This is a genomic window from Gordonia sp. NPDC003429, assembly GCF_053588575.1.
Genome location: NZ_JBSFQF010000001.1, coordinates 247,340 through 268,822, shown reverse-complemented (window position 1 = coordinate 268,822; position 21,483 = coordinate 247,340). Strand labels below are relative to the sequence as shown.

At 66.4% G+C, this 21,483-nt stretch carries 21 protein-coding genes; 3 read left to right on the top strand and 18 right to left on the bottom strand.

Annotation, left to right across the window (positions count from 1 at the left end; translation table 11 throughout):
* Window positions 1-37 precede the first annotated feature (37 nt).
* The 6 genes from ACWDSI_RS01260 to ACWDSI_RS01235 form a co-directional block, all read right to left on the bottom strand.
* A complete protein-coding gene (locus ACWDSI_RS01260; protein WP_449745582.1) occupies window positions 38-751 on the bottom strand; it encodes an MspA family porin in 714 nt (237 codons plus the stop codon).
* A 74-nt stretch (window positions 752-825) separates the two neighbouring features.
* Window positions 826-1,455: an MspA family porin gene (locus tag ACWDSI_RS01255; protein WP_449755425.1), complete on the bottom strand. Its 630-nt coding sequence runs from the start codon at window positions 1,453-1,455 to the stop codon at window positions 826-828.
* A 680-nt stretch (window positions 1,456-2,135) separates the two neighbouring features.
* A complete protein-coding gene (locus ACWDSI_RS01250; RefSeq protein WP_449755424.1) occupies window positions 2,136-2,786 on the bottom strand; it encodes a MogA/MoaB family molybdenum cofactor biosynthesis protein in 651 nt (216 codons plus the stop codon).
* A 45-nt stretch (window positions 2,787-2,831) separates the two neighbouring features.
* Complete coding sequence (locus tag ACWDSI_RS01245) at window positions 2,832-4,277, bottom strand: trypsin-like peptidase domain-containing protein (protein ID WP_449755423.1); 1,446 nt, start codon at window positions 4,275-4,277, stop codon at window positions 2,832-2,834.
* 158 nt (window positions 4,278-4,435) lie between these two features.
* Window positions 4,436-5,854: an ATP-binding protein gene (locus tag ACWDSI_RS01240; RefSeq protein ID WP_449745919.1), complete on the bottom strand. Its 1,419-nt coding sequence runs from the start codon at window positions 5,852-5,854 to the stop codon at window positions 4,436-4,438.
* A 77-nt stretch (window positions 5,855-5,931) separates the two neighbouring features.
* Window positions 5,932-6,615: a response regulator transcription factor gene (locus ACWDSI_RS01235; protein ID WP_449745586.1), complete on the bottom strand. Its 684-nt coding sequence runs from the start codon at window positions 6,613-6,615 to the stop codon at window positions 5,932-5,934.
* 136 nt (window positions 6,616-6,751) lie between these two features.
* Here ACWDSI_RS01235 and dctA point away from each other — a divergent pair, with 136 nt between their 5' ends.
* A complete protein-coding gene (dctA, locus tag ACWDSI_RS01230) occupies window positions 6,752-8,161 on the top strand; it encodes a C4-dicarboxylate transporter DctA (RefSeq protein ID WP_449755422.1) in 1,410 nt (469 codons plus the stop codon).
* A 60-nt stretch (window positions 8,162-8,221) separates the two neighbouring features.
* On the opposite strand, the gene ACWDSI_RS01225 is transcribed toward dctA, so the two are convergent.
* Together ACWDSI_RS01225 and ACWDSI_RS01220 are read right to left on the bottom strand one after the other, a co-directional pair.
* On the bottom strand, window positions 8,222-9,880 hold the full coding sequence (locus tag ACWDSI_RS01225; RefSeq protein WP_449755421.1) for an FAD-dependent oxidoreductase: 1,659 nt from the start codon (window positions 9,878-9,880) through the stop codon (window positions 8,222-8,224).
* On the bottom strand, window positions 9,880-10,830 hold the full coding sequence (locus ACWDSI_RS01220; protein WP_449755420.1) for an AurF N-oxygenase family protein: 951 nt from the start codon (window positions 10,828-10,830) through the stop codon (window positions 9,880-9,882). The genes ACWDSI_RS01225 and ACWDSI_RS01220 overlap by 1 nt, the downstream gene beginning before the upstream one ends.
* A 175-nt stretch (window positions 10,831-11,005) precedes the next feature.
* Here ACWDSI_RS01220 and ACWDSI_RS01215 point away from each other — a divergent pair, with 175 nt between their 5' ends.
* Window positions 11,006-11,776 (top strand): SDR family oxidoreductase, encoded by a 771-nt coding sequence (locus tag ACWDSI_RS01215; protein WP_449755419.1) that lies wholly within the window; start codon window positions 11,006-11,008, stop codon window positions 11,774-11,776.
* Window positions 11,777-11,783: 7 nt separating this feature from the next.
* On the opposite strand, the gene ACWDSI_RS01210 is transcribed toward ACWDSI_RS01215, so the two are convergent.
* The 4 genes from ACWDSI_RS01210 to ACWDSI_RS01195 all read right to left on the bottom strand — a co-directional run bounded on the left by ACWDSI_RS01210 (window position 11,784) and on the right by ACWDSI_RS01195 (window position 14,641).
* Window positions 11,784-12,446, bottom strand: coding sequence for a trimeric intracellular cation channel family protein (locus tag ACWDSI_RS01210; RefSeq protein WP_449755418.1), 663 nt, complete (start codon window positions 12,444-12,446; stop codon window positions 11,784-11,786).
* 141 nt (window positions 12,447-12,587) lie between these two features.
* On the bottom strand, window positions 12,588-12,761 hold the full coding sequence (rpmF, locus tag ACWDSI_RS01205; protein WP_449755417.1) for a 50S ribosomal protein L32: 174 nt from the start codon (window positions 12,759-12,761) through the stop codon (window positions 12,588-12,590).
* 195 nt (window positions 12,762-12,956) lie between these two features.
* Entirely contained in the window at window positions 12,957-13,814 is an 858-nt protein-coding gene (locus ACWDSI_RS01200; RefSeq protein WP_449755416.1) for a DUF4190 domain-containing protein, read from the bottom strand.
* Between the two features lie 200 nt (window positions 13,815-14,014).
* A complete protein-coding gene (locus ACWDSI_RS01195) occupies window positions 14,015-14,641 on the bottom strand; it encodes a DUF4190 domain-containing protein (RefSeq protein ID WP_449755415.1) in 627 nt (208 codons plus the stop codon).
* 54 nt (window positions 14,642-14,695) lie between these two features.
* Between ACWDSI_RS01195 and ACWDSI_RS01190 the strand changes: the two genes are divergently transcribed.
* Window positions 14,696-15,634: an AEC family transporter gene (locus ACWDSI_RS01190; protein WP_449755414.1), complete on the top strand. Its 939-nt coding sequence runs from the start codon at window positions 14,696-14,698 to the stop codon at window positions 15,632-15,634.
* Window positions 15,635-15,664: 30 nt separating this feature from the next.
* Here ACWDSI_RS01190 and ACWDSI_RS01185 read toward each other — a convergent pair whose 3' ends face one another.
* The 6 genes from ACWDSI_RS01185 to ACWDSI_RS01160 form a co-directional block, all read right to left on the bottom strand.
* Window positions 15,665-16,312 carry a DUF1707 SHOCT-like domain-containing protein gene (locus tag ACWDSI_RS01185; RefSeq protein WP_449755413.1) on the bottom strand — a complete coding sequence of 216 codons (648 nt, stop codon included), beginning with the start codon at window positions 16,310-16,312 and terminating at the stop codon, window positions 15,665-15,667.
* An 84-nt stretch (window positions 16,313-16,396) separates the two neighbouring features.
* Window positions 16,397-18,397: a vWA domain-containing protein gene (locus ACWDSI_RS01180; protein ID WP_449755412.1), complete on the bottom strand. Its 2,001-nt coding sequence runs from the start codon at window positions 18,395-18,397 to the stop codon at window positions 16,397-16,399.
* Window positions 18,398-18,432: 35 nt separating this feature from the next.
* Entirely contained in the window at window positions 18,433-19,890 is a 1,458-nt protein-coding gene (locus ACWDSI_RS01175; RefSeq protein ID WP_449755411.1) for a sigma 54-interacting transcriptional regulator, read from the bottom strand.
* Window positions 19,793-20,530 carry a TIGR03086 family metal-binding protein gene (locus ACWDSI_RS01170; protein WP_449755410.1) on the bottom strand — a complete coding sequence of 246 codons (738 nt, stop codon included), beginning with the start codon at window positions 20,528-20,530 and terminating at the stop codon, window positions 19,793-19,795. The genes ACWDSI_RS01175 and ACWDSI_RS01170 overlap by 98 nt, the downstream gene beginning before the upstream one ends.
* Window positions 20,527-21,096, bottom strand: coding sequence for an SRPBCC domain-containing protein (locus ACWDSI_RS01165; protein ID WP_449755409.1), 570 nt, complete (start codon window positions 21,094-21,096; stop codon window positions 20,527-20,529). The genes ACWDSI_RS01170 and ACWDSI_RS01165 overlap by 4 nt, the downstream gene beginning before the upstream one ends.
* Window positions 21,093-21,467 (bottom strand): ArsR/SmtB family transcription factor, encoded by a 375-nt coding sequence (locus tag ACWDSI_RS01160; protein ID WP_449755408.1) that lies wholly within the window; start codon window positions 21,465-21,467, stop codon window positions 21,093-21,095. The genes ACWDSI_RS01165 and ACWDSI_RS01160 overlap by 4 nt, the downstream gene beginning before the upstream one ends.
* Window positions 21,468-21,483: the final 16 nt, after the last annotated feature.

Sequence of the window (21,483 nt, the reverse complement as noted above, 5' to 3'; positions counted from 1 at the left end):
CCTACGGAGTGTGTTCAGTTGTGTGCGTGACTCGCGATCAGCCGAGGCTGAACGGCGTTCCGCGCAGGGTGACGAGGCTCTTCACCGAGTCGGTGCTGACCGAAACCTGCACGATCGGCTGAGCCGATGCGTATCCGGCGCAACCATCGACGCCGAACTGCTCCTGGCTGTACTGGACGCCACCGCTGCTGCCCTTGAAGGTGTAGTCGTTGACGCCGTAGTCCTTGTAGGCCGTGCTGTCACCGGAGGTGGTGTTGATCAGCCAGACCGTCGACACCGCACCAGGCTGGAGGGTGACACCGCCGTTGGCTCCCGGCACCGGGCTAGCCTGGCCGTTGTTCTTATTGAACCGCGGGTACGGAACCCCGTTAAAGTCACCCCACGTTCCCTGGTTGGTGAAGCCAGCCCCTGCACCGCTACTGTCATCGATACCGAAATTGACCTGGCACCCGACCAAGTACCCGGCTTTGATGCTGCCGCCTTCGGCCTTTCCGCCGACGGTGACGTTGACCTTGCCGGACGCCCAGACTTCACGGCTGGTCGGAACATTGCTGACAGGGTGCTGGATATTGATGAACTGGTCGTATAGGGCGACGGTCACTGGGGTACCGTCGGCCAGTTTCTTGGTGACCTTGCCTCCGGCCACCGGGCCGGCGTGAGCACCGCCAACACCAAAGCTGCCAAGCCCCATCACCGCGGCGCCGGCGATACCGACGACTGCGGCCACGCGACGCGTGATGATCTTCTTCATGATTCCCCTTCGTGGAATGTTCGATCTGCTTGGGAGCAGATAAATCTCAGTAGTTGCTGGTTATCTGCTGCCACTCAGTTGAGACTGAAGGGCTGGCCGTAAAGGGTCGACTGGATGTAGTTGCCCGTACCGTTCACTGTGCCACCGTCGGTGTTGTATCCGTTGGCCGCGACAACCTGAACTGCCGAGCGCGCCGAGGCGTAGCCACCGCAGTTGGGGAGTATGAGGGTGAAGTCCTGAATCTGGATGCTGCCCGTACCACCCGCCTTGATGTCCTTGTCGGTGATGCTTGCCACGGCAACCTGACCCGGCGCCAGGGGCAGACTCAGCGTTGCGCTGCCTCCGATGGCCGGACTGATGTCGAAGCTGCCGCCAAGGCCAAGAGTGAGTCCGGAGACGTTTACCTGGCAACCGATGATGTACTTCACCGCAATGTTGCCATTGAGCGGAGCTGCCAGCTTGGCGGTATACGTACCGGACAGTGACGCCTGACGTTGGGCCGGGTTGTTGGCAACGGTCGGGGTGGCGTACGCCGACTCACCGGTGCGCCAGATCTGGGCGCCGCCCGCGTTTTTGTAGCCGTTGGCCAGCGGCGCGGCCTCCGCGTGCCCTGCCCCCATGCCGGCGGCACCGATCGCCGCGACGGCGGCTACGGCGACAGCGCCAGCAGCACGGCGCAGCCCAAGCTTGCTGAACTTGCTCATTCGTTCCCTCTCACAGGATTCGGCTGTTATCCGGTGGATGCGTTCTCGTATCCACCGGGTGACCTAGGTGGCTCGCGGGAATCATCTAGCCCCCGGGTGAACCCGCCGCTACGGCAAAGTTTCCAGGAGGTAAACGGACCCAGCCTCCTCGTTCCACTACTGCCACCAGATAGCTCCCCGATAGCAGGACCTCGTTCCCGAGCCTCCACGCTGTGGCCGGGTGCTGTCACCGCGAACGTTATCCGAGCGATATCAAAACGGGCAACAGGAGGATTCAGTCGTGTCTCATGTCCACAACTTGGTATCGACAAGTAATAATTCGCCAGCCGCACGGGAATTGTGTTAACAGCAGGAAAACGCCCTGCTAGGAGCTTCCGAAAAAATGGCGTTAACCATAGTGCGGTGGGCGTTGATCGTCGTACCACTCCTGTGATCGACCTGTGTGACCTTCGTCACACTCGTCGGTCGTTATGTCCGGAATGTCGTCACCGAACACGTCGTCAAGAGCGCGGCGCCGACGTGATGCGGCACGCGTATTCTCGCCTGGCGAATCGTTTTCGCTGGTGGACGACATTTCATCAGCCTACTCAGCGATTGCGGATTCGGTCGTGCGCGCCGATGACGCCCCGGCGTCGAGCACGCGCTAGCACAGATTTTCCTGAGAGACGATTCAGAGACACTCAGAATTCACTGATCGATTCGATGACGTACTTGGCCAGTGGTGCCACCGTCGCCATGCCGTCACGAACCGCGGCACGCGAATCCGCGATGTTGACCACCAACGTCTGGCCCGATATCCCGGCGAGGCCGCGCGAGAGGCCCCCGTCGGTGGCGCCGGCAGCGAGACCGGAACTACGCACGGCCTCTTCGATGCCGCGGAGCCGGCGGTCCAGGAGGTGCTCGGTGGCCTCGGGTGTCACATCGCGCGCCCCCACGCCCACACCGCCCACCGACACCACCAGATCCACCCCGCCGATCACCGCGGTGTTCAGCGCGTTACGGATCTCCACCTCGTCGCCCGACACCGCGAGAGTGGCGTCCACGTGGAATCCGGCCTCGGCCAGCAACTCGCCGACCAGGGGTCCCAGCGAATCGGGCAGCTCTCCGTGCGCCACCTGGTCGTCCACCACCACCACGAGCGCGCGCCCCACTTCCCCATCCGGGGAGTCGGGGGCGGGCACTGCGCTGTACCGGGCGACGAAGTCGCGCGCCGCGGCGTCGGCTGCCACCACGTCGGCCGGATCGACCTGCACGAGTTCAGGAGCGGACGCGGTGCCGACGTCGCCCTCGGCAACGGTGGAACCGTACGGGGTGCTACCTGTGTCGCTCATGGTTGCCTCTCTGTCGTGATCAAACGTGGTGATCGGTCGCAGCAATCAATTGGCCGGGAGGGTCCCCAAGGTGACGCTGGTGGTCTTGGTTTGTCCGTTGGCGACGTAGGTGACCGAGATCTTGTCGCCCGGCGCGTAGGACCGCACGGCGGCGACGAGCGCATCGCCGGTGGTGATGTTGCGATCGTCGACCTTGGTGATGACGGCGCCCTTCGGGATTCCCGCGGCAGCGGCCGGTCCGTTCGCGGTGACGTCGGAGACCAGCGCACCGGGCGTGTCCGGGTTACTACTCGGCCGCACCGACACACCCAGACTCGCGTGGGTGGCCTTACCCGTCTTCTCGAGTTGCTTGGCCACCCGGATGGCCTGGTCGATCGGGATGGCAAAGCCCAGTCCGATACTGCCGCCCTGCTGCTGTTCCCCACCGCCGAGGGTCGCGATGGCGGTGTTGATGCCGATCAGCGCGCCCCGTGCGTTGACCAGGGCGCCACCGGAGTTGCCGGGATTGATGGCCGCGTCGGTCTGGATGGCGTCGATGACCGAGGTGGTGCCCCCGCCGCCCTCCCGCGACGTCGACACCGGACGGTTCAGCGCGCTGATGATGCCGGTGGTGACGGTGCCCTCCAGCCCCAGCGGCGCACCCACCGCGATCACGTCCTGGCCCACGGCGAGATTGTTCGAGTTGCCGACGGTGATCGGGGTCAGGTTCGACTTGTCGACCTTGATGACGGCGATATCGGAGATCGGGTCGGCGCCGAGCACACGCGCCGAGGCGCGCGAGCCGTCGTGGAAGTTCACCTGAACTGTGCTGGCCGGGCTCCCACTGGTGCTGGTCACCACGTGGTTGTTGGTCATGATCACGCCGTCGTCGGTGAGCACGACCCCCGAGCCCTCGCCCTCTTCGCTGCCGGAGACGACGTCGATCGACACCACCGACGGCAGTACCCTGGCCGCGACTTCCTGGGTGGAGCCGGCCGGCGCGGGTGGTTCGGCTCCGTTGCCGGTGTTCGGGTCGCCGCCGAGCGGACCGGAGGGGATCGCCGAATTGCTCGAGTTGTCGGCCACCTTGGCCCCCACGACCCCACCGATCGCTCCGGCGATCAGGCCGAAGACGAGGGCCGCGGCAACCAGGGCCGCGATCAGGCCGCCGCGGGACTTCTTCTGCGGCGTCGGCTCGACGGGACCGGGCTGGTCGAATCCGGTGGGCGGGCCGGGTGGGAACGCCGCGGTGCCGGGCTGCGACGCGGGCTGCTCGTATCCCGGGGTCGCGTGGGACCCATAGGAATGGGTGTCACCGTAAGAATGGGTGCCGCCATAGGACGTGTCACCGTAGGGCGCAGTACGACCGCCGGCCGGGTCGTAGCCCGGTGCGCGGCCCGCGTTGGGGTCGGGCGCAGGAGTGCGACCCGCGTTGGGGTCGAAGGCCGGGAACCCACCCGTGTACGGGCCGTTGCCGTAGGGATTGCCGCCCTGCGGGCCGCCACCTGTCATCGTCGTCGTTCTTCCTCGGTTCGGGGTTCGCCCTTCGGGCCTGCGAGCGACCCCTGAGCAGGCGGAGCATTGGCTCCGACCGGCCGGGATGCGCTCGCCAATCACCCTAGGGGATCGGACTTCGCGTCAGCGAGGTAAGTCACTGAAGACCGTTCACACTACTGACGAACCACCTGCGGTTCGGGTTCCACGGGAATCGGGTGTCCGGGCAGCGACATCCGGATCAGTGCGCCGCCCATCGTCGACTGCTCCGCGCGCACCCACCCGCCCAGGCGCACCACCACCTGACGCACGATGGCCAGGCCGAGTCCCGATCCCGGCATCGACCGGGACTGCGTGGACCGGTAGAACCGCTCGAACACCAACTCACGGTCTTCCGGCGGAATGCCCGGTCCCGCGTCGGCGACGGTCAGTTCGGCAGTGACATCGTCGACCTGGGCCAGTCCCACCACCACCGCATGACCACGTGGACTCCACTTGGCGGCATTGTCCAGCACGTTCAGTACCGCGCGGCTCAGACCGTGCTGGTCACCGAAGACGAACCACGGCATCGTGCTGACCTCGAAGTCGACGTCGGTGCGGCGCCGGCGCACCCGTTCGAGAGCCTGATCGACCACCTCGGCGAGGTCGACTTCCTCCAACACCACCTCGGGGGTGTCCTCACGGGCGAGGTCGACGAGGTCACCGACGAGGGTGGACAGTTCCTCGATCTGGGCCACCACATCCGAACGCAGTTCGATCATGTCGGCGGCCGGGACCGGGGGCGCACCCGGCTCGCTTGCCGCGATGAGCAATTCGAGGTTCGTCCGCAACGAGGTGAGCGGTGTCCGCAGCTCGTGCCCGGCGTCGGCGACCAGGCGGGCCTGCTGATCGCGCGACTGCGCCAGGGCGGCGAGCATCGTGTTGAAACTCTCGGTGAGCCGGGCGAGTTCGTCGTTGCCGCTCACCGGGATCGGCGTCAGATCCTGGGTCCGGGCGACGCGTTCGGCCGCGCGGGTGAGGCGGGCCACCGGGCGCAGACCCGCACGGGCCACCGTGGTGCCGGCCAGCGCAGCCAACGCCACCCCGCCGCAGCCGACCACCAGCAACACCCACGCCAGCCGTTTGAGCACACGATCGGTGTGCAACAGGCTCTGCGCCAGGATCAATGTGTTGCCGTCGTCGAGTTTGCGGGCCAGCACCCGCTGGTTGTCGACGGTGCGCAGGCTCTGCAGATTGTTGCCGGGATGATTCGTCGAGCGGGCGATGCGGCGTTCGACGTCCTGGAACGGCACCGACCCCACCAGATACGTCTGCCCGTCGGGGCGCACGAGGGCCAGTGAGATGTTGGTGGAGAACACAGTTCCCGCGACCAGCGACTCGGGGCGGTCGTTGAGCATGCCGGTCTTGGCGAGCGCGGTCATGCCGTCGGCCCGGCTCTCCAGTTGAGAGTCGACCTCGTTGTACATCGCCCGATACACCACGAAATAGGCGGCGGCGGCCATCAGGCTCACCGCGACCAGCACCACCGTCGCGGAGAGAAGCGTCACGCGCAGGCGCAACGACACCGCGCGGGTCAGCGGCATGGGGGCACGCATCTCGGCATGGCCGTCGCGATGGCGCCACGGTGTCCAGCCGTGGGTGGATCCGGCCGAGGTCTCGTGCAGATCCGTCACTACGGCGGGGTCTCCCGGAGTACGTAGCCGACGCCGCGCACGGTGTGGATCAGTCGCGGCTCACCGTCGGCCTCGGTCTTGCGACGCAGATAGCCGACGTAGACCTCGAGTGCGTTTCCGGAGGTGGGAAAGTCGTATCCCCACACCTCTTCAAGGATCCTGCTGCGCGAGAGCACCCGGCGCGGGTTGGCCATCAGCATCTCCAGCAACGCGAATTCGGTACGGGTGAGACTGATCTGGCGTTCGCCACGGGACACGTCGCGGGTCACCGGATCCAGCGACAGGTCGGCGAAGGTGAGTGCTTCGGACTCCGGGTCGTCGGGGGTGGAGCGTCGCAGCAGGGCGCGCAGTCGCGCCAGCAACTCCTCCATCGCGAAGGGTTTCGGCAGGTAGTCGTCGGCGCCCGCGTCGAGTCCCGACACCCGCTCGGACACCGAGTCGCGGGCGGTCAGCACGAGGATGGGCAGGTCGTCGCCGGTCGAGCGAAGACGCCGGCACACCTCGAGGCCGTCGAGGCGGGGCATCATCACATCGAGAATGGCGACGTCGGGTCGGTCGGCGACGATCTTCTCCAGCGCCTCGATCCCGTCGCCCGCGGTGTCGACCGCGTACCCGTTGAAGGTCAGTGACCGACGCAGCGATTCCCGGACCGCCCGGTCATCGTCAACCACGAGAATGCGCATATGAACAGTCTTATCCACAATCACTGAGAGTCGGCTGAGCAACGCGCACTTCTCGTCTTCGTACGGGGTTGCGCCATTTACGGAATTGCAATAGTCATTTCACCAAATCGACCAAACAGTTGAGCACACTCGCCGCATGACGAGCGACATCACCGTGTCGGCGGACCCGACCGCAGAGAAACCGAAAACACCTTGGTACCGGTCGATGTTCACCTGGCTGTTGGTGGGCATCGTCGCGGGCATCACCGTCGGTGCGCTGTGGCCGGACTTCGGTGCCGACATGAAGCCGTTGGCCGACGGCTTCATCAAGCTCATCAAGATGCTCATCGCACCCATCATCTTCTGCACGGTGGTCTTGGGAATCGCCCACGTCGGCGATCTCAAGGCGGTGGGACGCATCGGCGTGAAGGCGCTGATCTATTTCGAGGCCGTCACGACCTTCGCATTGATCTTCGGCCTGGTGGTGGGCAACCTCGTGAAGCCGGGCGCGGGCTTCAACATCGATCCCGACACTCTCGCCACCGGCGCCGACGCCATCGCGAAGAAGACCGACAACGGCGAACTCCCGCACACGGTGGACTTCCTGCTGAACATCATCCCGACCTCGGTGATCTCCGCGTTCGCCGAGAACGAATTGCTTCAGGTGCTGTTCTTCGCGGTGCTGTTCGGATTGGCACTGGCCAAGCTGGGCGAGAAGGGTCCGCCCATCATCCTCGAGTTCATCGACCAGAGCAGCCACATCTTCTTCACCATGATCGGCTGGATCATGAAGCTCGCCCCCGTCGGCGCGTTCGGCGCGATGGCGTTCGTGGTCGGGCAGTACGGATTGTCGTCACTGGCCAGTTACGGCAGGCTGATCGGTTGTTGTTATCTCGCCGCCATCCTGTTCATCCTTGTGCTCGCCGCGATCGTCCGGATCTTCGCCGGTGTCAATCTGTGGAAGTTCCTCGTCTACATCAAGGACGAACTGTTCGTCGCACTGGGCACCGCGTCCACCGAAGTGGTGCTGCCGCGCATCATGACAAAGCTGACCTTCGCCGGATGTTCCCGTACCACAACGGGTTTGGTGGTGCCGACCGGATATTCGTTCAACCTCGACGGGGCAACGCTCTATTTGTCGATCTGCATCCTGTTCCTGGCGCAGGCACTCGGCGTCGATTTGAGTTTCGGCGAGCAGATCACGGCGATGCTGGTGCTGATGTTGACCTCAAAGGGAATGGCCGGTGTGCCGGGATCCTCGTTCCTGGCACTCTCGGCAACGGTGGCGGCCATCAGCCACGGCAGTATCCCGGTCGCCGCGGTGGCGTTGCTGCTCGGCGCAGACCGGATCATGGATTCGATGCGGGTGTCGGTCAACCTGATCGGCAATTGTGTGGCCACCTTCGTGGTGGCCAACTGGGAAGGTCAGCTCGACAAGGAACGAATGCAACTCGTGCTCGACGGGAAACCTGTTCCACCACTCGAGGAGATCGACGCCATGACCGGTGAGAAGGAACTCATGGCCGAGGAAGAAGGTCTGGCGCTGCCGGCACCCCGCGCCGACTGAGGTGCCGAACCCCGGGGACTTCGAGCGGGGTGAGGAAGGTTGGAACCCGGTCGCGAGAGGTCAGCGTTTGCGCCACCCCGCGGCACCGACCATGTCGGGAACGCGGGTGAACTTGACGCGCGGGCGGCCCTGCTCGTCGCCGCGGCGACGTTCGATGCGGTCGATGGCCCGCATCCCCCGGTAGCCGATCACATGCCGGGTGCGTGAGCGCAGCAGGCGGTTGAAGTCGTCGGGCTTGTGTTTCGGCGGCGTCAGCTTGCCCTCGGCGGCATCGCGGACCAGGTCCTCGACGGTCTTCTGGGCGCACATCTTGTTGGCGCCGATTCCGCCGCTCGGGCCGCGTTTGGCCCAGCCCACCACGTAGGCACCGGGAATCACCGCGCCGTCCGCGTCGACCATCCGGCCGTCGACGTTGGGGAACAGCCCCCGCGCTTCGTCGAACGGCAGTCCGGCGATGGGCACGCTGCGGTAACCGATGCTGCGTACCACCAGGTCGGCGCCGATACGGTGGGTGCCCTCGCCGGTGCGGACCCGCACGCCGTCCACCTGACCGTCGCCCAGGATCTCTTCGGGGGCGCTGTGGAACAGGAACACGATGCGCCGCCGGTTCGGGTCGGCCGGGCCGGACAGGTCGTCGACCTGTGCGGCGGGATCATCGATCACCACCACCTCAACGCCCGGAATCGTCGACAGCGCACGGAATTCGGCCGACGTGTACGCGGCATTGGCCTGGTCGCGACGACCCAGCAGCACCACCTCGTGCACGTTCTGTTCCTTGAGGATGCCCAGTGCGCGATCGGCGATGTCGGTGGTGGACAACAATTCCGGCGGTGACACCAGAATGCGGGCCACGTCGAGCGCCACGTTGCCGGTGCCGACGATCACCGCCCGGCCGGTCGCGGGGTCGTCGGCGGTGCCGCGACGGATCGGCGGTGCCGCGTCGGCACCGGGCACGGCGTTGTACCAGGCGACGAGTTCGGTGGCGGAGGTGGAACCGGGCAGGTCCTCACCCGGGATGCCGAGTCGCCGGGATTCGCTGGCGCCCACCGCGTAGATGACCGCGTCGAAGTGTTCGGACAGCTCCTGCGGCGACACCACTCCGATGTCGGGTCCACCGGCCCGCGGGTTGCCCACCTCGACGTTGGTGGCCATGGTGACCCGGGGATCGCGGTAGAGCAGGTCGAAGCCGTGCAGCACACCCTTGGTTCCCGGATGATCTGGCGCGACCCCCGCTCGCACCAGACCACCCGGTGTCGGCAGTTTGTCTATGACGGTCACGTCGGCCTCGGTGCGGTCGAGCAGTGTCCGCAGTGCGTATCCGCCCGCCGGACCGGTGCCCACCAACGCCACCCGCATGCCTGCGGGGAGCCGCGGGATGTCGGGGTAGGTCACCGACGGATGGTCGGGGTCTGCATCGTCCTCGGCCGGGTCCCAGGCGATCGGGTTCCACCCCGACTTCACCTCGGGGTGGGTGCGGTAGTAGTCGGCGTTGATCTCGATGAACACCTTGTCGCGGGCACCGAGGTTCTCGGCCGGGAAGATGGCGTCCACCGGGCACGCATCGGCGCAGGCGCCGCAGTCGATGCAGGCCACCGGGTCGACGTGCAGGATGTCGGAGGTGCCGAATCCCGGCTCGTCGGGGGTGGGGTGGATGCAGTTCACCGGGCAGACCGACACGCATGCCGCGTCGCTGCAGCATGTCTGGGTGATGACGAACATCAGAGCATGTTCGCTTTCCGGTAGTAGCGCATCGCCGGGCGGGTGAGCAGGCCCACCTCGTCGAGGAACTCCATCAGGTGTGCGCAGCTGCTGCGGATCATCGCGTGGAAGTGGGCGTTGTTCTTGGCCTCGGCAGCGGCGCGGTCGGCGTCGAGTCCGGCGTCGGTGTACGCCTGCTTCTGGATGAGGCTCGACACGATCACGTACGCGGCGATCGACACGATCAGCGCGCTCGTCTGACGGCGGGCGGCGCCGGCGGTCTTCAACGACTCGCGGACCTGTTCGCGCGCGAACTTCATGTGCCGCGATTCCTCGAGCACATGGATCTCGTTGACGGTGCGGATGAACGGGAGCACCCGGTCGTCGCGCATGCAGCCACGCTGGAACACGTCGAGGATCTCCTCGGCCACCAGGATGCCGGTGTAGGCGATCTCCCCGCGGGCATTGCCCTTGAGCAGCTTGCCGAGTCGTCCGACGATCCGGCTCGGGCGGTAGGAGGTGCCGACCATCTTCTCCGACGCCTTGGCGAACATCATCGAGTGACGGCACTCGTCGGCGATCTCGGTCAGCGCGAACTGGTACTCGCTGCTGTGGTAGTCGCCGAGGTACTGATCGCGCAGGATCATCTCGTTGAGGATCATCTCGAACCAGATACCGATGCACATGATCGACGCGAACTCGTGCCGCGTCAGCGAGACCCGCTGCTCCTCGGTGAGCTCGTTCCAGTAGTCGGTGCCGTACAGCGACGACCACTCGGGGCTGCAGCCGTACTTGGTGGGATCCATCGGCAGCGACCAGTCGATCTCGGTCATCGCGTTTCGGGAGAGCCGTGCCGCCGATGCCAGCAGTCGGCCCGACACTTCGTCGATGCCGTGGTCGCGGATGCTGACCACGTTCTCGTCGCTCGTCGACGTTGCAACCTCGTCGGTGCGGTCCATTGCAGTAGTCATTCGAATTCGCCTCTCATTGGGACGTCTGCGCGCAACCGTGACAACGTGCGCTGTTATGACAATGCGTGTTGTCAAGATAGCACCGGGGTGTGACGGAGTAAACACACGCGCAGATATACTCGCGGGTAGGTTCGTGTGGATCGCACGTTTTCGCAGTTCAAGGGCAGGAGATTCAATGCCGTCCATCTTCATCACCGGCGGTGCGGCCGGCATCGGATTGGCCACCGCGGAGCGGTTCGACCGCGAAGGGTGGACCGTCGGCGTCTACGACGTCGACGCCGACGCGCTGGCGAAGGTGAAGGCCAACCACCCCGCATTCATCACCGGGCAGATCGACGTCCGCGACCCCGCGCAATGGGAGCAATCGCTCGCGGATTTCACCTCGCACACCGGTGGCCAACTCGACGTGCTGGACAACAACGCGGGCATCCTCATCGCCGGCGACCTCGCCGACATCTCCCCCGACGCGATCCGTAAGCAGATCGACATCGATGCGCTCGGCGTCACCCTCGGCGCGCAGGCCGCCTTCAAATACCTCAAGGCGACGCCCGGCGCCCATCTGGTCAACATCGCATCCGCGTCGGCCATTTACGGTCAGCCGGGGATCGCGACCTACAGCGCCACCAAGTTCTACGTCGCGGGCCTGACCGAAGCACTCGAACTCGAGTGGGAAAAAGACGACATCCGGGTGGTGGGGATCTGGCCGCTGTGGGCCAAGACCGCTCTCGCCGACAATGACGCGAAATCCACGAAGAGCCTGGGCGTCCGGATCACCCCCGAGCAGGTGGCCGACAAGGTCTGGGAAGCAGTGCATCCGAGTCGCCAGGACAAGTTGCTGCACCGCACGAGCTACTCGGTGGGCACCCAGACCCTGGTGCTGGGCAACGCTGCGAAGTTCATTCCCAACTCACTGAACCGTCTGGTCAACAAGGTGATCGCACAGTAGGAGCCGGTCATTCCGGTGGGCGGGGCCGCCCACCGGGACGCCAGCGGGGTGCCAGCCGGACACCGCGGCCGGCGGTGGGCAGCCGCCACCCGCGGAACAACGACGCCAGCCGCAGAGCGCTCGACACGACCGTGCCCACGATGAGCCAGACCTGCTGCGGGAGATTGGTGTGCACCATCCCCCCGGCGACGATCGCGGCCCCGATCAGGGCGGGAATCGCGTAGAGTTCGGACGGCTGCAACAGCAACGGGACGTCGTTGACCAGGACGTCGCGGATGATGCCGCCGCCGATCGCGGTGAGCAGACCGACCAGCGTCGCGGTGAACGCGTTCGCGCCGACATCGACCGCGATACTGGCACCCACCGACGCGAACAGACCCACACCCAAGGCGTCGAGGATCTCGACCGGGCGCCCGATTTCCGCGAGCGACGGATGGAATTTGAACACCGCCAGGCTGGCGATGACCGCGGTGGAGATCGGGAGCCAGTTCACCAGGGACGTCGGCGGTGTGATGCCGACGAGCAGGTCCCGCAAGATGCCCCCACCGACACCGGTGAGCACACCCACGGTGACGATCCCCCACAGGTCGAAGCCCTTCCGGACGCCGACGAGCGCACCGGACCCCGCGAACAACGCGATCCCCGCTGTGCTCAGGATCGTCAGCAACATCTGAACCTCGTTCGCCTCGATCAACCGCGCCGACGGTGAAACCACGGCGGCACGACGCAGAGGTTACAACGGGAGCAGAGGTCTACAACGAGAACTGCCGCAACATCGAGGATGTTGCGGCAGTTCTGGTGGAACGTTGGGTCAGCGGCGGTCGAGGTCGATGACGCCGGCGCGGGCGGCCTTGACGTACCGCCGCGGGATGCGCTGGGCGACGCCGTTCACCCTGACCTCCTGCAGTGCCGGATTGTCCGCTTTCCACTGCGAACGACGGCTGCGGGTGTTGGCCCGCGACATCCGGCGCTTCGGAACAGCCATGGTAGTGCCCTTCTCTACGTGTGTGCTCTGGTGGTCGTCCGCGTCGTAGGGACACACGACGACTCGCATGGTCCGCGCGCCGAACACCCGGGGGCGCGGCACGCAACCTCACCAGACTACCCGGCGGAGGGGTCAACCTCCAAAACGGTGCACCTGCGGGGTTGACCGGTCAGTACAGCCGGTCAGCGCAGCCGGTCAGTACGTGGACGTGTCGGTGATGTTGAAGGTGAGCACGCCGGTTGCGTACAGAATCCAGTACACGATGCCCACCACGATCGCGATGCCGCCGATGATGATGCCGGCCAGGGCCATGCCGTCACCCTTCTGGGTGCCGTTGGAGGCCTTGATCTGGTTGCGGGCCACCACGCCGAGCACGACACCGATGATCGGTACCAGCAGGGTGGAGCAGCACAGCACGCCGACGATCGAGACGATCAGCGACGCGATCGCCATCCCGTTGGTCGACTGTTGCCCCGGTACCCCACCGGCCGCCGGATAGCCGGACGCAGGCGGCTGCCCGTAACCGGGCGGCTGGCCGTACGCGGGCGGCTGACCGTACTGGGGCTGCTCACCGTACTGGGGTTGCTCACCGTATTGAGGGGCGCCGTATTGGGGCTGGGCGCCGGGAGCCTGATATTGCCCACCCGGCGTCGAACCGTAGTCGGGAGTGCCGCCGCCGGCGGGTGCGCCGTACTGGGGCGGTGCGCCGTACTCCGGGGTGCCGTACTGGGGCGGCGCGCCGTATTGAGGGGTGCCGTACTGCGGGGGCTCGGGAGCCGCACCGTACGGCGGTGGGGGCGGGTACCCCGACGGCGGTGGCGGCGTCGATCCGGGCGTCTCCGGCGTGTTTCCGCTCGGGCCGGTGTTGATCACCCGGGTGGCATCCGACGAGGGCGGCCCGGCAGGCGGGGGCGTGGCGCCCGAGGGGAACCCTCCCGACGGTGGAGTCTGGATGATCCGAGTGGAGTCGTCGGACGGCGAGGGCGGCGGTGTCGATGCCGCGCCTTCCGAACCGGAATCAGGCTCTTTCGAACCGTCGTGCGGTGTGGACATCTGCGAGCCTTTCCTCGACGACGTCGACCGCAGGCAGGGTCGACGAACTGTGCACGGCGGGCGGGCCCGACACGACGAGCCGGCCTCTGCCGCATCAGCTTAATGACGGGTGGAGCCCTCACGCGCCTTTACTGCCGCGTTTCATTCGATTCGTACACGAAGTCCGTGCTCACGCTCGCCCGCGGAAGCGGGTCACCGGGTCAATTGCTCGATGCGATGAGGACGAAGAAGATCACGGCGTAGACGATGGCCCCGATGATGCCGACCACTCCGGTGATCAAACCGGCCAGCGCCATGCCCTCCCCGCGCTGGCCACCGGCCGACCGCGTGATCTCCGACCGTGCCAGGGCACCGAGGACGACCGCGGCAAGGCCCGTGGGCAGGGACACGAACACCGACACCCAGCAGGTGAGCAACCCCACCACGGACACGATGCCGCAGACCAGGGAGAGAATCGCCTTGGTGCTGGTCGGGGCCTGCGGGGTCCACGGAAGACCCGGTGCCGGATATCCGGGCACGTAAGGCACGGCCCCGTACGGACCCTGGCTGGGATACGGCTGGTTCGGGTACAGCTGGTTCGGGTACGACTGGGGCGGATAGGGCTGGTTCGGGTACGGCTGGGGTGAATACGGCTGGGAGCCGGGCGCCACATAGGGTCCGGGATCGGTCGGCGGTTGCGCGGCCGGGTCCTCGTAGGGTGGATAGCCGATCGGGGTGAACGGCGCGTCGTACTCCGGCCGCGCCTCGGGAAGTGGGCGGAACTGGGTCTCGCCGTACGGATCGACACCGCCGTCTTCCCGCGGATCGCGCCTGCCGTCGTCGTTCACCCGGTCCCCTCACCGTCCGAAATGTCGTTTCAGACTAGTGACTAGACTCGACCGGTGTCAGGCGTGGTCTCCGGGTTCACGGTCATCTTCATCATGGTCGGAATCGGATTTCTGCTCGGCCGGACCCATACGCTGGGCGAACACGCCCACGAAGTGCTCTCCCGCCTGGTGTTCTTCGTGTGTACCCCGGCGCTGCTCTTTCATTCACTCGTCACCGCCGACCTGTCGGTCATCTTCTCCACCACGCTGCTGATCGCCGGTGGTTCGGCGCTGATCGTCGGCGCCGTCTATATCGGCGTGGCACGGCTGCTGTTGCGCCGCCGCTCGATTCCCGAACTCGTCATCGGAGCGCTGTCGTCGTCGTATGTCAACAGTGTGAATCTCGGTCTGCCGATTGCCCTCTTCGTGCTGCACGACGCCTCGTTCATCGCCCCGCTGCTGCTCTTTCAGATCCTGATCTACTCACCGCTGGCGCTGGTCACGCTGGACCTGACGGCGTTGGATCGCACCGCCGGACGATCGGCGATCCGCGACGCCGTGGTGCTGCCGCTGACCAACCCGATCGTGATCGGCGGCCTGATCGGCGTGGTGTTCTCCGCACTCGGCTGGCATCCGCCCGCCGCGGTCCTCGAGCCGTTCAAAATGCTCGGCAGCGCGTCGGTGCCCGCGGCGCTGCTCGCGTTCGGTTTGTCGTTGACCGGGGTGGCGGTGATGAAGAAGGGTGATAGTCCGCGGCGTGAGGTGGTGGCGGCGTCGGTACTCAAACTGATCGCGATGCCCGCGCTGGTCTACGTGATCGCACGATGGGGTTTCGGCGAGTCCGGTCACACCCTGTTCGCGCAGGTGGTGATCGCTGCGCTGCCCACCGCGCAGAACGTGATGGTGTACGCCACCCGTTATCGGCGCGGCCAGATTCTCGCCCGCGACACCGCCCTGATCACCACGCTGGGTTCGGTTCCGGTGATCGCCGTGATCGCGTGGCTGCTCGCCTGAGATCCGATGACGTGTCGACGACGCCGTCGATCAGTCACGCTCCTTGCGCTTGACGTCCACGCCACCCATCAGGGCGAATCCGGTGACGTGGACGGTCACGCCACCCGGTCGGCCGGGGTGGGCCGCCTTCCCGCCGAATCCGCCCATGATGGCAAGCCCGCCGACCTCCACTCCGACGTCGGGCGGCACCGTGATGTCGACGCTACCCATCACCGCGACGCACTGGATGGTCAGATCTGCCGAGGTGAAGTCCACCTCGCGCAGATCGATTTCGACACCCCCCATGATCGCGGTGGCACTCAGATGCTCGGCCACCACCGCGCGGCCCTTGAGTTCGGAGCCCGACATGATGGCGAGCCGGTGACGGACGGGTTCGCGCCCGGCCGCCGAACTGACCTGCGCGGTTGCCGCTCCCGGGTAGGGATCGCCCGCGGCGGGCAATGGTACGCCGAGTTGAGTCACCGGGAGGTCGTCGGTGAGTTCGTCGAGTTCACCGAATGTCTTGGCGCTCACTGCTTTCTGTGCGCGCTCTTCGTACTCCGTGGGCGAGAGTGCGCCGCTGGACATCGCCGCCGACAAAATACTGTGCACCAGTTCGCGATCGACGTCGGCGGCACGCAGTCGTGCCCGGCGTTCGTCGTCGGGTCCGGGTTCGGGACGTTGCGCTGGCAGGCTCACCTCAGCCACGGTAGTGGCGTCGCGGGTGTCCTGGCCACCCGGAACGACCCTGACGAATCCCTGATTTCTCGTGGTGACCGGAAGTCAGCGTCGTCGGCCGCGCCGCGATTTCAGGTAGTCGCCCACCACGGCCGCACCCAGTCCGTCGACATCGGGAGCCACCACCCGTCCGCCGATGCGGCGGGCGATCTGGTCCATGAAATGCGCGAGACCCGGGTCCTCCCCGAGCCGGAAGAACGTGACCTGCGCGCCCATTCGGGAAACGTGATCGAGTTCGCGGACGGTCACCGCGATGGTCTGCGGATGCGGCGGATAGAAGAAGAACGGCTCACCACTCGGGTCGAGGTGGGCGGTCGGTTCACCGTCGGTCACCACCAGCACCACCGGCTGCGCGTTGGGGTAACGCCGCAGATGGCGTTGTGCGAGCAGCAGGGCGTGGTGCAGGTTGGTGCCCTGTTCCATCCGCGGCTGCAGTCCGGTGAGTTCGGCGATGTCGATGCTGCGGGCGTAACGGCCGAACGCGATCAGTTCCAGTTCGTCGCTGCGAAAGCGGGTGGAGATCAGGTGATTCAGCGCAATCGCGGTGCGCTTCATCGGCGTCCACCGACCCTCCATCTCCATCGAGAACGAGGTGTCCACCAACAGCACCACCGCCGCCTGGGTGCGGGCCTCCGTCTCGGCCACCTCCACGTCGCGCACGTCGATGGCCACCCCGTCGCGGGCCATCCGCGTCGACGCGGTGGTGGGTTCGGGACTTTCGGAGATGGTGCGCAACACCGCATTCGACACCGTTCGGGTGACGTCCCAGGGGTCGGTGTCGCCGAATTCCCATTCGCGGGTGGCACCGGTGGGTTCGCCGAGCAGCCCGGACCGACGGGTCTGCCGGTCGCCGCGCCGGCCCGACATCTGTTCGGCGACGTCACGGAAGATCGACTGCCCGAGTTGGCGCATCGCCTTGGGACTCAGACGGAGGTTGCCGTCGGCGGTGCGGTCGAAGAATCCTTCTTCGCGCAACGCCTTTTCCAGTTCGGCGAGGGTGCGGGCATCCACGGCGGCCTGCTCCCCGAGCTGGCGGGCCAGCGCCTCGAGGTCGATGTCGTCCATCTGGGCGCCCGCGTACTGCTGGGACAGTTGCTCGGAGAGGGCCTCGAGTTCGGAGATGTCGCGCAGCGCGGCGGCACCCTGCCCCAGTCCCATCTGCTGCTCGCCGGAGAACGATTGCGCGTTGTCCCAGTCGAGGCCGGGACGTGCCTGGCGCAGTGACGAATCCATCTGTGCCAGTTGACTCATCAGTTCGGGCGAACCGAACGCCTGCTGCGCGAGCTGATCGAGTTCGGCGCGTTGCTCGGGGGTCAGCGAGTTGTAGAACTGTTGGGCCGCAGCGGCCCGCTGCGCCAGCGAGTCGATGAGCTCTTCGGTGTTGCGCGGATTGTCCGGGAAGAAGTCGCCGTGCTTGCGCATGAAGTCGTCGAACTGTTCGGTGGTGTCCTCACCCCGATTGTGGGCGTCGAGAAGCTGATTGAGGTCGGTCAGCATCTCCGACACCTGCCGGCGATCGGCCTCGGTGGCGCCCTCGAGCGCCTCCTTCATCCCGGCGAAACGCTGGTCGAGGAGTTCGCGTCCGAGGAGGTCCTTGATCTTCTCGTAGTCCTCGCGCGCCTGCGGGCTGCGCCAGTCGTACTCCGACAGTTCCTCGACGGCCTGCGCGGTCGACGGTGGCAGACTGCCGATCTGCATCTCGGCGAAGCGGGCCTCGTCGTCGAGGTCGCGGGCGAGCTGTTTGCGTTCCTCCAGGACGGCGCGGTCGAGGAGTTCGCGGATCTCGTTGAACGTCCCGTCGAGGTTGCGCTGCTTGAGCAGCTCTTGACGACGACGGTTGACCTCTTCGCGTAGCTTGTCCAGCCCGCGCATGTCCTGCGTGCCGCGGCGCAGGAATTCACGCAACGCCCGCTGCGGGGAGACGCCGGCCATGACGTCGTCGCCGATCTCGCTCAGCGCCTCGCGCAGATCCACCGGCGGTGCAAGCGGATCGGGGCCGCCGGTGTACCGCTGGTACCGCGATCGGTGAAAGTTCTTGGCAACCATGGGTTCACACCCACCTTCCACTCCCCGTGGGGGATTCAGCCGTAGATGGTCTGGCCGTCGTCGTCGGCTTCCTTGCCGATGCGGCGGGCCAGGAACAGCCCCTCCAACGCCAATTCGACGGCGCTGGCACGTTCCCCGGCCACCTCGGCGTCGAGTCGGTCGGCGATCTCGTCGAGCACCGCCGCGGTGACGTCGGGATCCGGGATCGAGGCGAGCAGGTCCTCGGCGGTCACCCGGTCGCCGGTGACCACGGGTTCGCCGTTCTCCAGCGCGTGCACGAGCGGCGCCATGTCGATGCCGCCGAAGTGCGCGCGCACCGTGTCGGCCACCGATTTGCGCAGCAGGTGCTCGAGAATCTCCAGTTCGCGGCCCTCTTCGCCGGATTCGAACTCGATCTTGCCGCGCAGCACCTCGATCACCGATTCCAGGTCGACGACGCGGGCCACCGCGACGTCCTCCCCGGTGACGGTGGCACGATGCAGCGCGGCGGCGGCCACGGTCTCGGCTCCGGCGATGGAGAAACGCGCCGAGACACCCGATCGCTGGTCGATCGACGGATGATCGCGGGCGTAGCGCGTGAAGCGCGCCAGGATCTCGGTGATGAACGTCGGCACCGTGGCCACCAGGTCGGCTTCTTGCTCGATCACCGAGATCTCGTCGTCGAGTTCCAGCGGGTAGTGCGTGCGGATCTCGGCGCCGAAACGGTCCTTGAGCGGGGTGATGATGCGGCCGCGGTTGGTGTAATCCTCCGGGTTGGCGCTGGCCATCACCAGCACATCCAGCGGCAGCCGCAGCGTGTAGCCACGCACCTGGATGTCGCGCTCCTCCATCACGTTGAGCATCGACACCTGGATGCGTTCGGCCAGGTCGGGCAGCTCGTTGATCGCGACGATGCCGCGGTGGGCGCGCGGGATCAGGCCGAAGTGGATGGTCTCCGGGTCGCCGAGGCTGCGGCCCTCGGCCACCTTCATCGGGTCGATGTCACCCACGAGGTCGGCCACCGAGGTGTCGGGGGTGGCGAGCTTCTCGCTGTAGCGCTGGCTGCGGTGACGCCACTCGATCGGCAGGTCGTCGAGTAGGCCGGCCGCCCGTCGGATCGACGCCGGTGTGATCGGCTCGTAGGGATGTTCGCCGAGGTCGGAGCCTGCGATCACCGGGGTCCACTCGTCGAGGAGACCGACCAGTGTCCGCAGGATGCGGGTTTTGCCCTGGCCACGTTCGCCCAGCATCACGACGTCGTGGCCGGCGATCAGCGCCCGCTCGAGCTGCGGGATGACCGTGGCCTCGAAGCCGACGATGCCCGGCCACGGATCGCGGCCCTCGCGGAGCGCGCCCAGCAGGTTGTGCCGGATCTCGTCGCGCACGGAGCGCTGCACGTGTCCGCTGGCCCGCAGCTCACCGAGGGTGCGCGGGGAAGGATGTCGGGTTTCGGTGGTCGCCGAGCCGCTGGTGGTCGGGGCCGGCGTGGTGAAGTCCTCTGCCACTCCGACCACGGTACTCCGAATCGGGACTAGTCCGGGCTGGGCGAATCTCCCGACCCGACCGGGCGTGGCCCCATCCGGGATCACGGCCGACGAAGGCCATCAGCCGGTCCACGGGATCGGCGTCGTCGCTCACCGGCATCGCCGGACCATACTGGCCCGACGATCGCAGGATCTCGTCGATCGGCTCCATGCCCTCGCGCAACCGCGTGGCGAACGCGGGGTCGAGGTCGGGGTCGATGCCCCCCGACCGAGCCAGATCCCAGCTGTGCATGAATACGTCGGAGGTGTAGAACGCGTCGATCGCGTCGCCGATCGGACGGGTTCCCACCATCGGGTGCGCAAACGTGACGTCGGGTTCGTCGAACAGGGCCCCGACGGCCGCGGCGTGCGCAACCCACGTCGCCGTCGGGTCGTCGTGGGTGTCTGGCGCGGGTGCGAACCGCACCCCGCCGGCCGCGAAGAAGCCGGTGGACCATTCGACGAGGTGGGTCACCACGTCGCGGGCTTTCCAATCGGGCACGGGCGTCGGCGCGTCCCAGTCGGTCACCTGCTCGGTGATGGCGGCGAAGTCTGCACTGATGAGCCGATGACGTTGGGCCGCATCGAGATCGGCCAATCCGCGCGAGCGCTCGGTGGTTTCTGCGCTCATTGGGCGTCACCGGATTCGACGTCTCCGGATTCGACGTCTCCGGATTCGACGTCTCCGGATTCAACGTCACCGGATTCGACGAGCCGGTCGAGGGCGTCGTAGCCCTCGTCGAGGCCCGTCTCCATCCCCGACGCAAGCCATCCGTCGCGTGCTTGGAAGCTGTCGCAGAGGGATTCGGCAACCAGGCGGGTGCGGCCGTCGCCGAGATCGGTGAACCGCAGGGTCTCGAGCGCCACCTGATCGGGCGTGCCCTCCCAGGTGAAGGTCTGCACGATGACGTCGTCGCCGACGGTGTGAAAGCAGCCGCGGAAGCGGAATTCCTCTGCCTCGTCACCGGATCCGCGCGATGCGGTGTACGCCCATTCCCCTCCGTTTCGGGCGTCCCATGCCGTCACCCGGTTGGTGAGGCTGTCGGGTCCCACCCATCGGGCGAAGATGTCGGGGTCGGTGTGTGCCTTCATCAATTGTGCCGGGGTGGCACGGAAGTCGCGGGTGATGCGGATGATGGGGACGATCGGGTCGGCCTCCACCGCGACTTTCTCGAATGTCTTCTCGACGGTGTTCACGATGCCTCTTCTCCTCGGTTGGTCTCGGTTTGTCGACGCGGTACCGCCGCGTCGTCGTTCATATCGGCCAGTACGGCGTCGAGGCGCGTATATCGCGCCTCGGCCTGACGGCGGTATCGCTCGATCCACTTGGTCATCAGGTCGAAAACCTCTGCTTCAAGGTGAACCGGCCGGGTCTGCGCCTCCCGGCTACGGCTCACCAACCCGGCGTCCTCGAGCACCTTGAGGTGCTTCGACACTGCTTGGATGCTCACGTCGTAGGGTGCCGCCAACTCACTGACAGTGGCATCGGCACTGGTCAGGCGGGCGACGATGTCACGTCGTGTCGGGTCGGACAGTGCGGCGAACACCCGGGACAGCTGATCGGCCATTGCACTCCTTCAACCA

Bases quoted from the DNA above. Each gene is read 5' to 3' on its own strand.
- rpmF (WP_449755417.1), bottom strand. From the start codon at position 12,761: ATGGCTGTTCCGAAGCGCCGGATGTCGCGGGCCAACACCCGCAGCCGT.
- ACWDSI_RS01200 (WP_449755416.1), bottom strand. From the start codon at position 13,814: ATGTCCACACCGCACGACGGTTCGAAAGAGCCTGATTCCGGTTCGGAA.
- ACWDSI_RS01215 (WP_449755419.1), top strand. From the start codon at position 11,006: ATGCCGTCCATCTTCATCACCGGCGGTGCGGCCGGCATCGGATTGGCC.
- ACWDSI_RS01160 (WP_449755408.1), bottom strand. From the start codon at position 21,467: ATGGCCGATCAGCTGTCCCGGGTGTTCGCCGCACTGTCCGACCCGACA.
- ACWDSI_RS01235 (WP_449745586.1), bottom strand. From the start codon at position 6,615: ATGCGCATTCTCGTGGTTGACGATGACCGGGCGGTCCGGGAATCGCTG.
- ACWDSI_RS01210 (WP_449755418.1), bottom strand. From the start codon at position 12,446: ATGTTGCTGACGATCCTGAGCACAGCGGGGATCGCGTTGTTCGCGGGG.
- ACWDSI_RS01170 (WP_449755410.1), bottom strand. From the start codon at position 20,530: ATGAGCGCAGAAACCACCGAGCGCTCGCGCGGATTGGCCGATCTCGAT.
- ACWDSI_RS01255 (WP_449755425.1), bottom strand. From the start codon at position 1,455: ATGAGCAAGTTCAGCAAGCTTGGGCTGCGCCGTGCTGCTGGCGCTGTC.
- ACWDSI_RS01250 (WP_449755424.1), bottom strand. From the start codon at position 2,786: ATGAGCGACACAGGTAGCACCCCGTACGGTTCCACCGTTGCCGAGGGC.
- ACWDSI_RS01260 (WP_449745582.1), bottom strand. From the start codon at position 751: ATGAAGAAGATCATCACGCGTCGCGTGGCCGCAGTCGTCGGTATCGCC.
- ACWDSI_RS01180 (WP_449755412.1), bottom strand. From the start codon at position 18,397: ATGGTTGCCAAGAACTTTCACCGATCGCGGTACCAGCGGTACACCGGC.
- ACWDSI_RS01220 (WP_449755420.1), bottom strand. From the start codon at position 10,830: ATGACTACTGCAATGGACCGCACCGACGAGGTTGCAACGTCGACGAGC.
- ACWDSI_RS01225 (WP_449755421.1), bottom strand. From the start codon at position 9,880: ATGTTCGTCATCACCCAGACATGCTGCAGCGACGCGGCATGCGTGTCG.
- ACWDSI_RS01240 (WP_449745919.1), bottom strand. From the start codon at position 5,854: ATGCGTGCCCCCATGCCGCTGACCCGCGCGGTGTCGTTGCGCCTGCGC.
- dctA (WP_449755422.1), top strand. From the start codon at position 6,752: ATGACGAGCGACATCACCGTGTCGGCGGACCCGACCGCAGAGAAACCG.
- ACWDSI_RS01245 (WP_449755423.1), bottom strand. From the start codon at position 4,277: ATGACAGGTGGCGGCCCGCAGGGCGGCAATCCCTACGGCAACGGCCCG.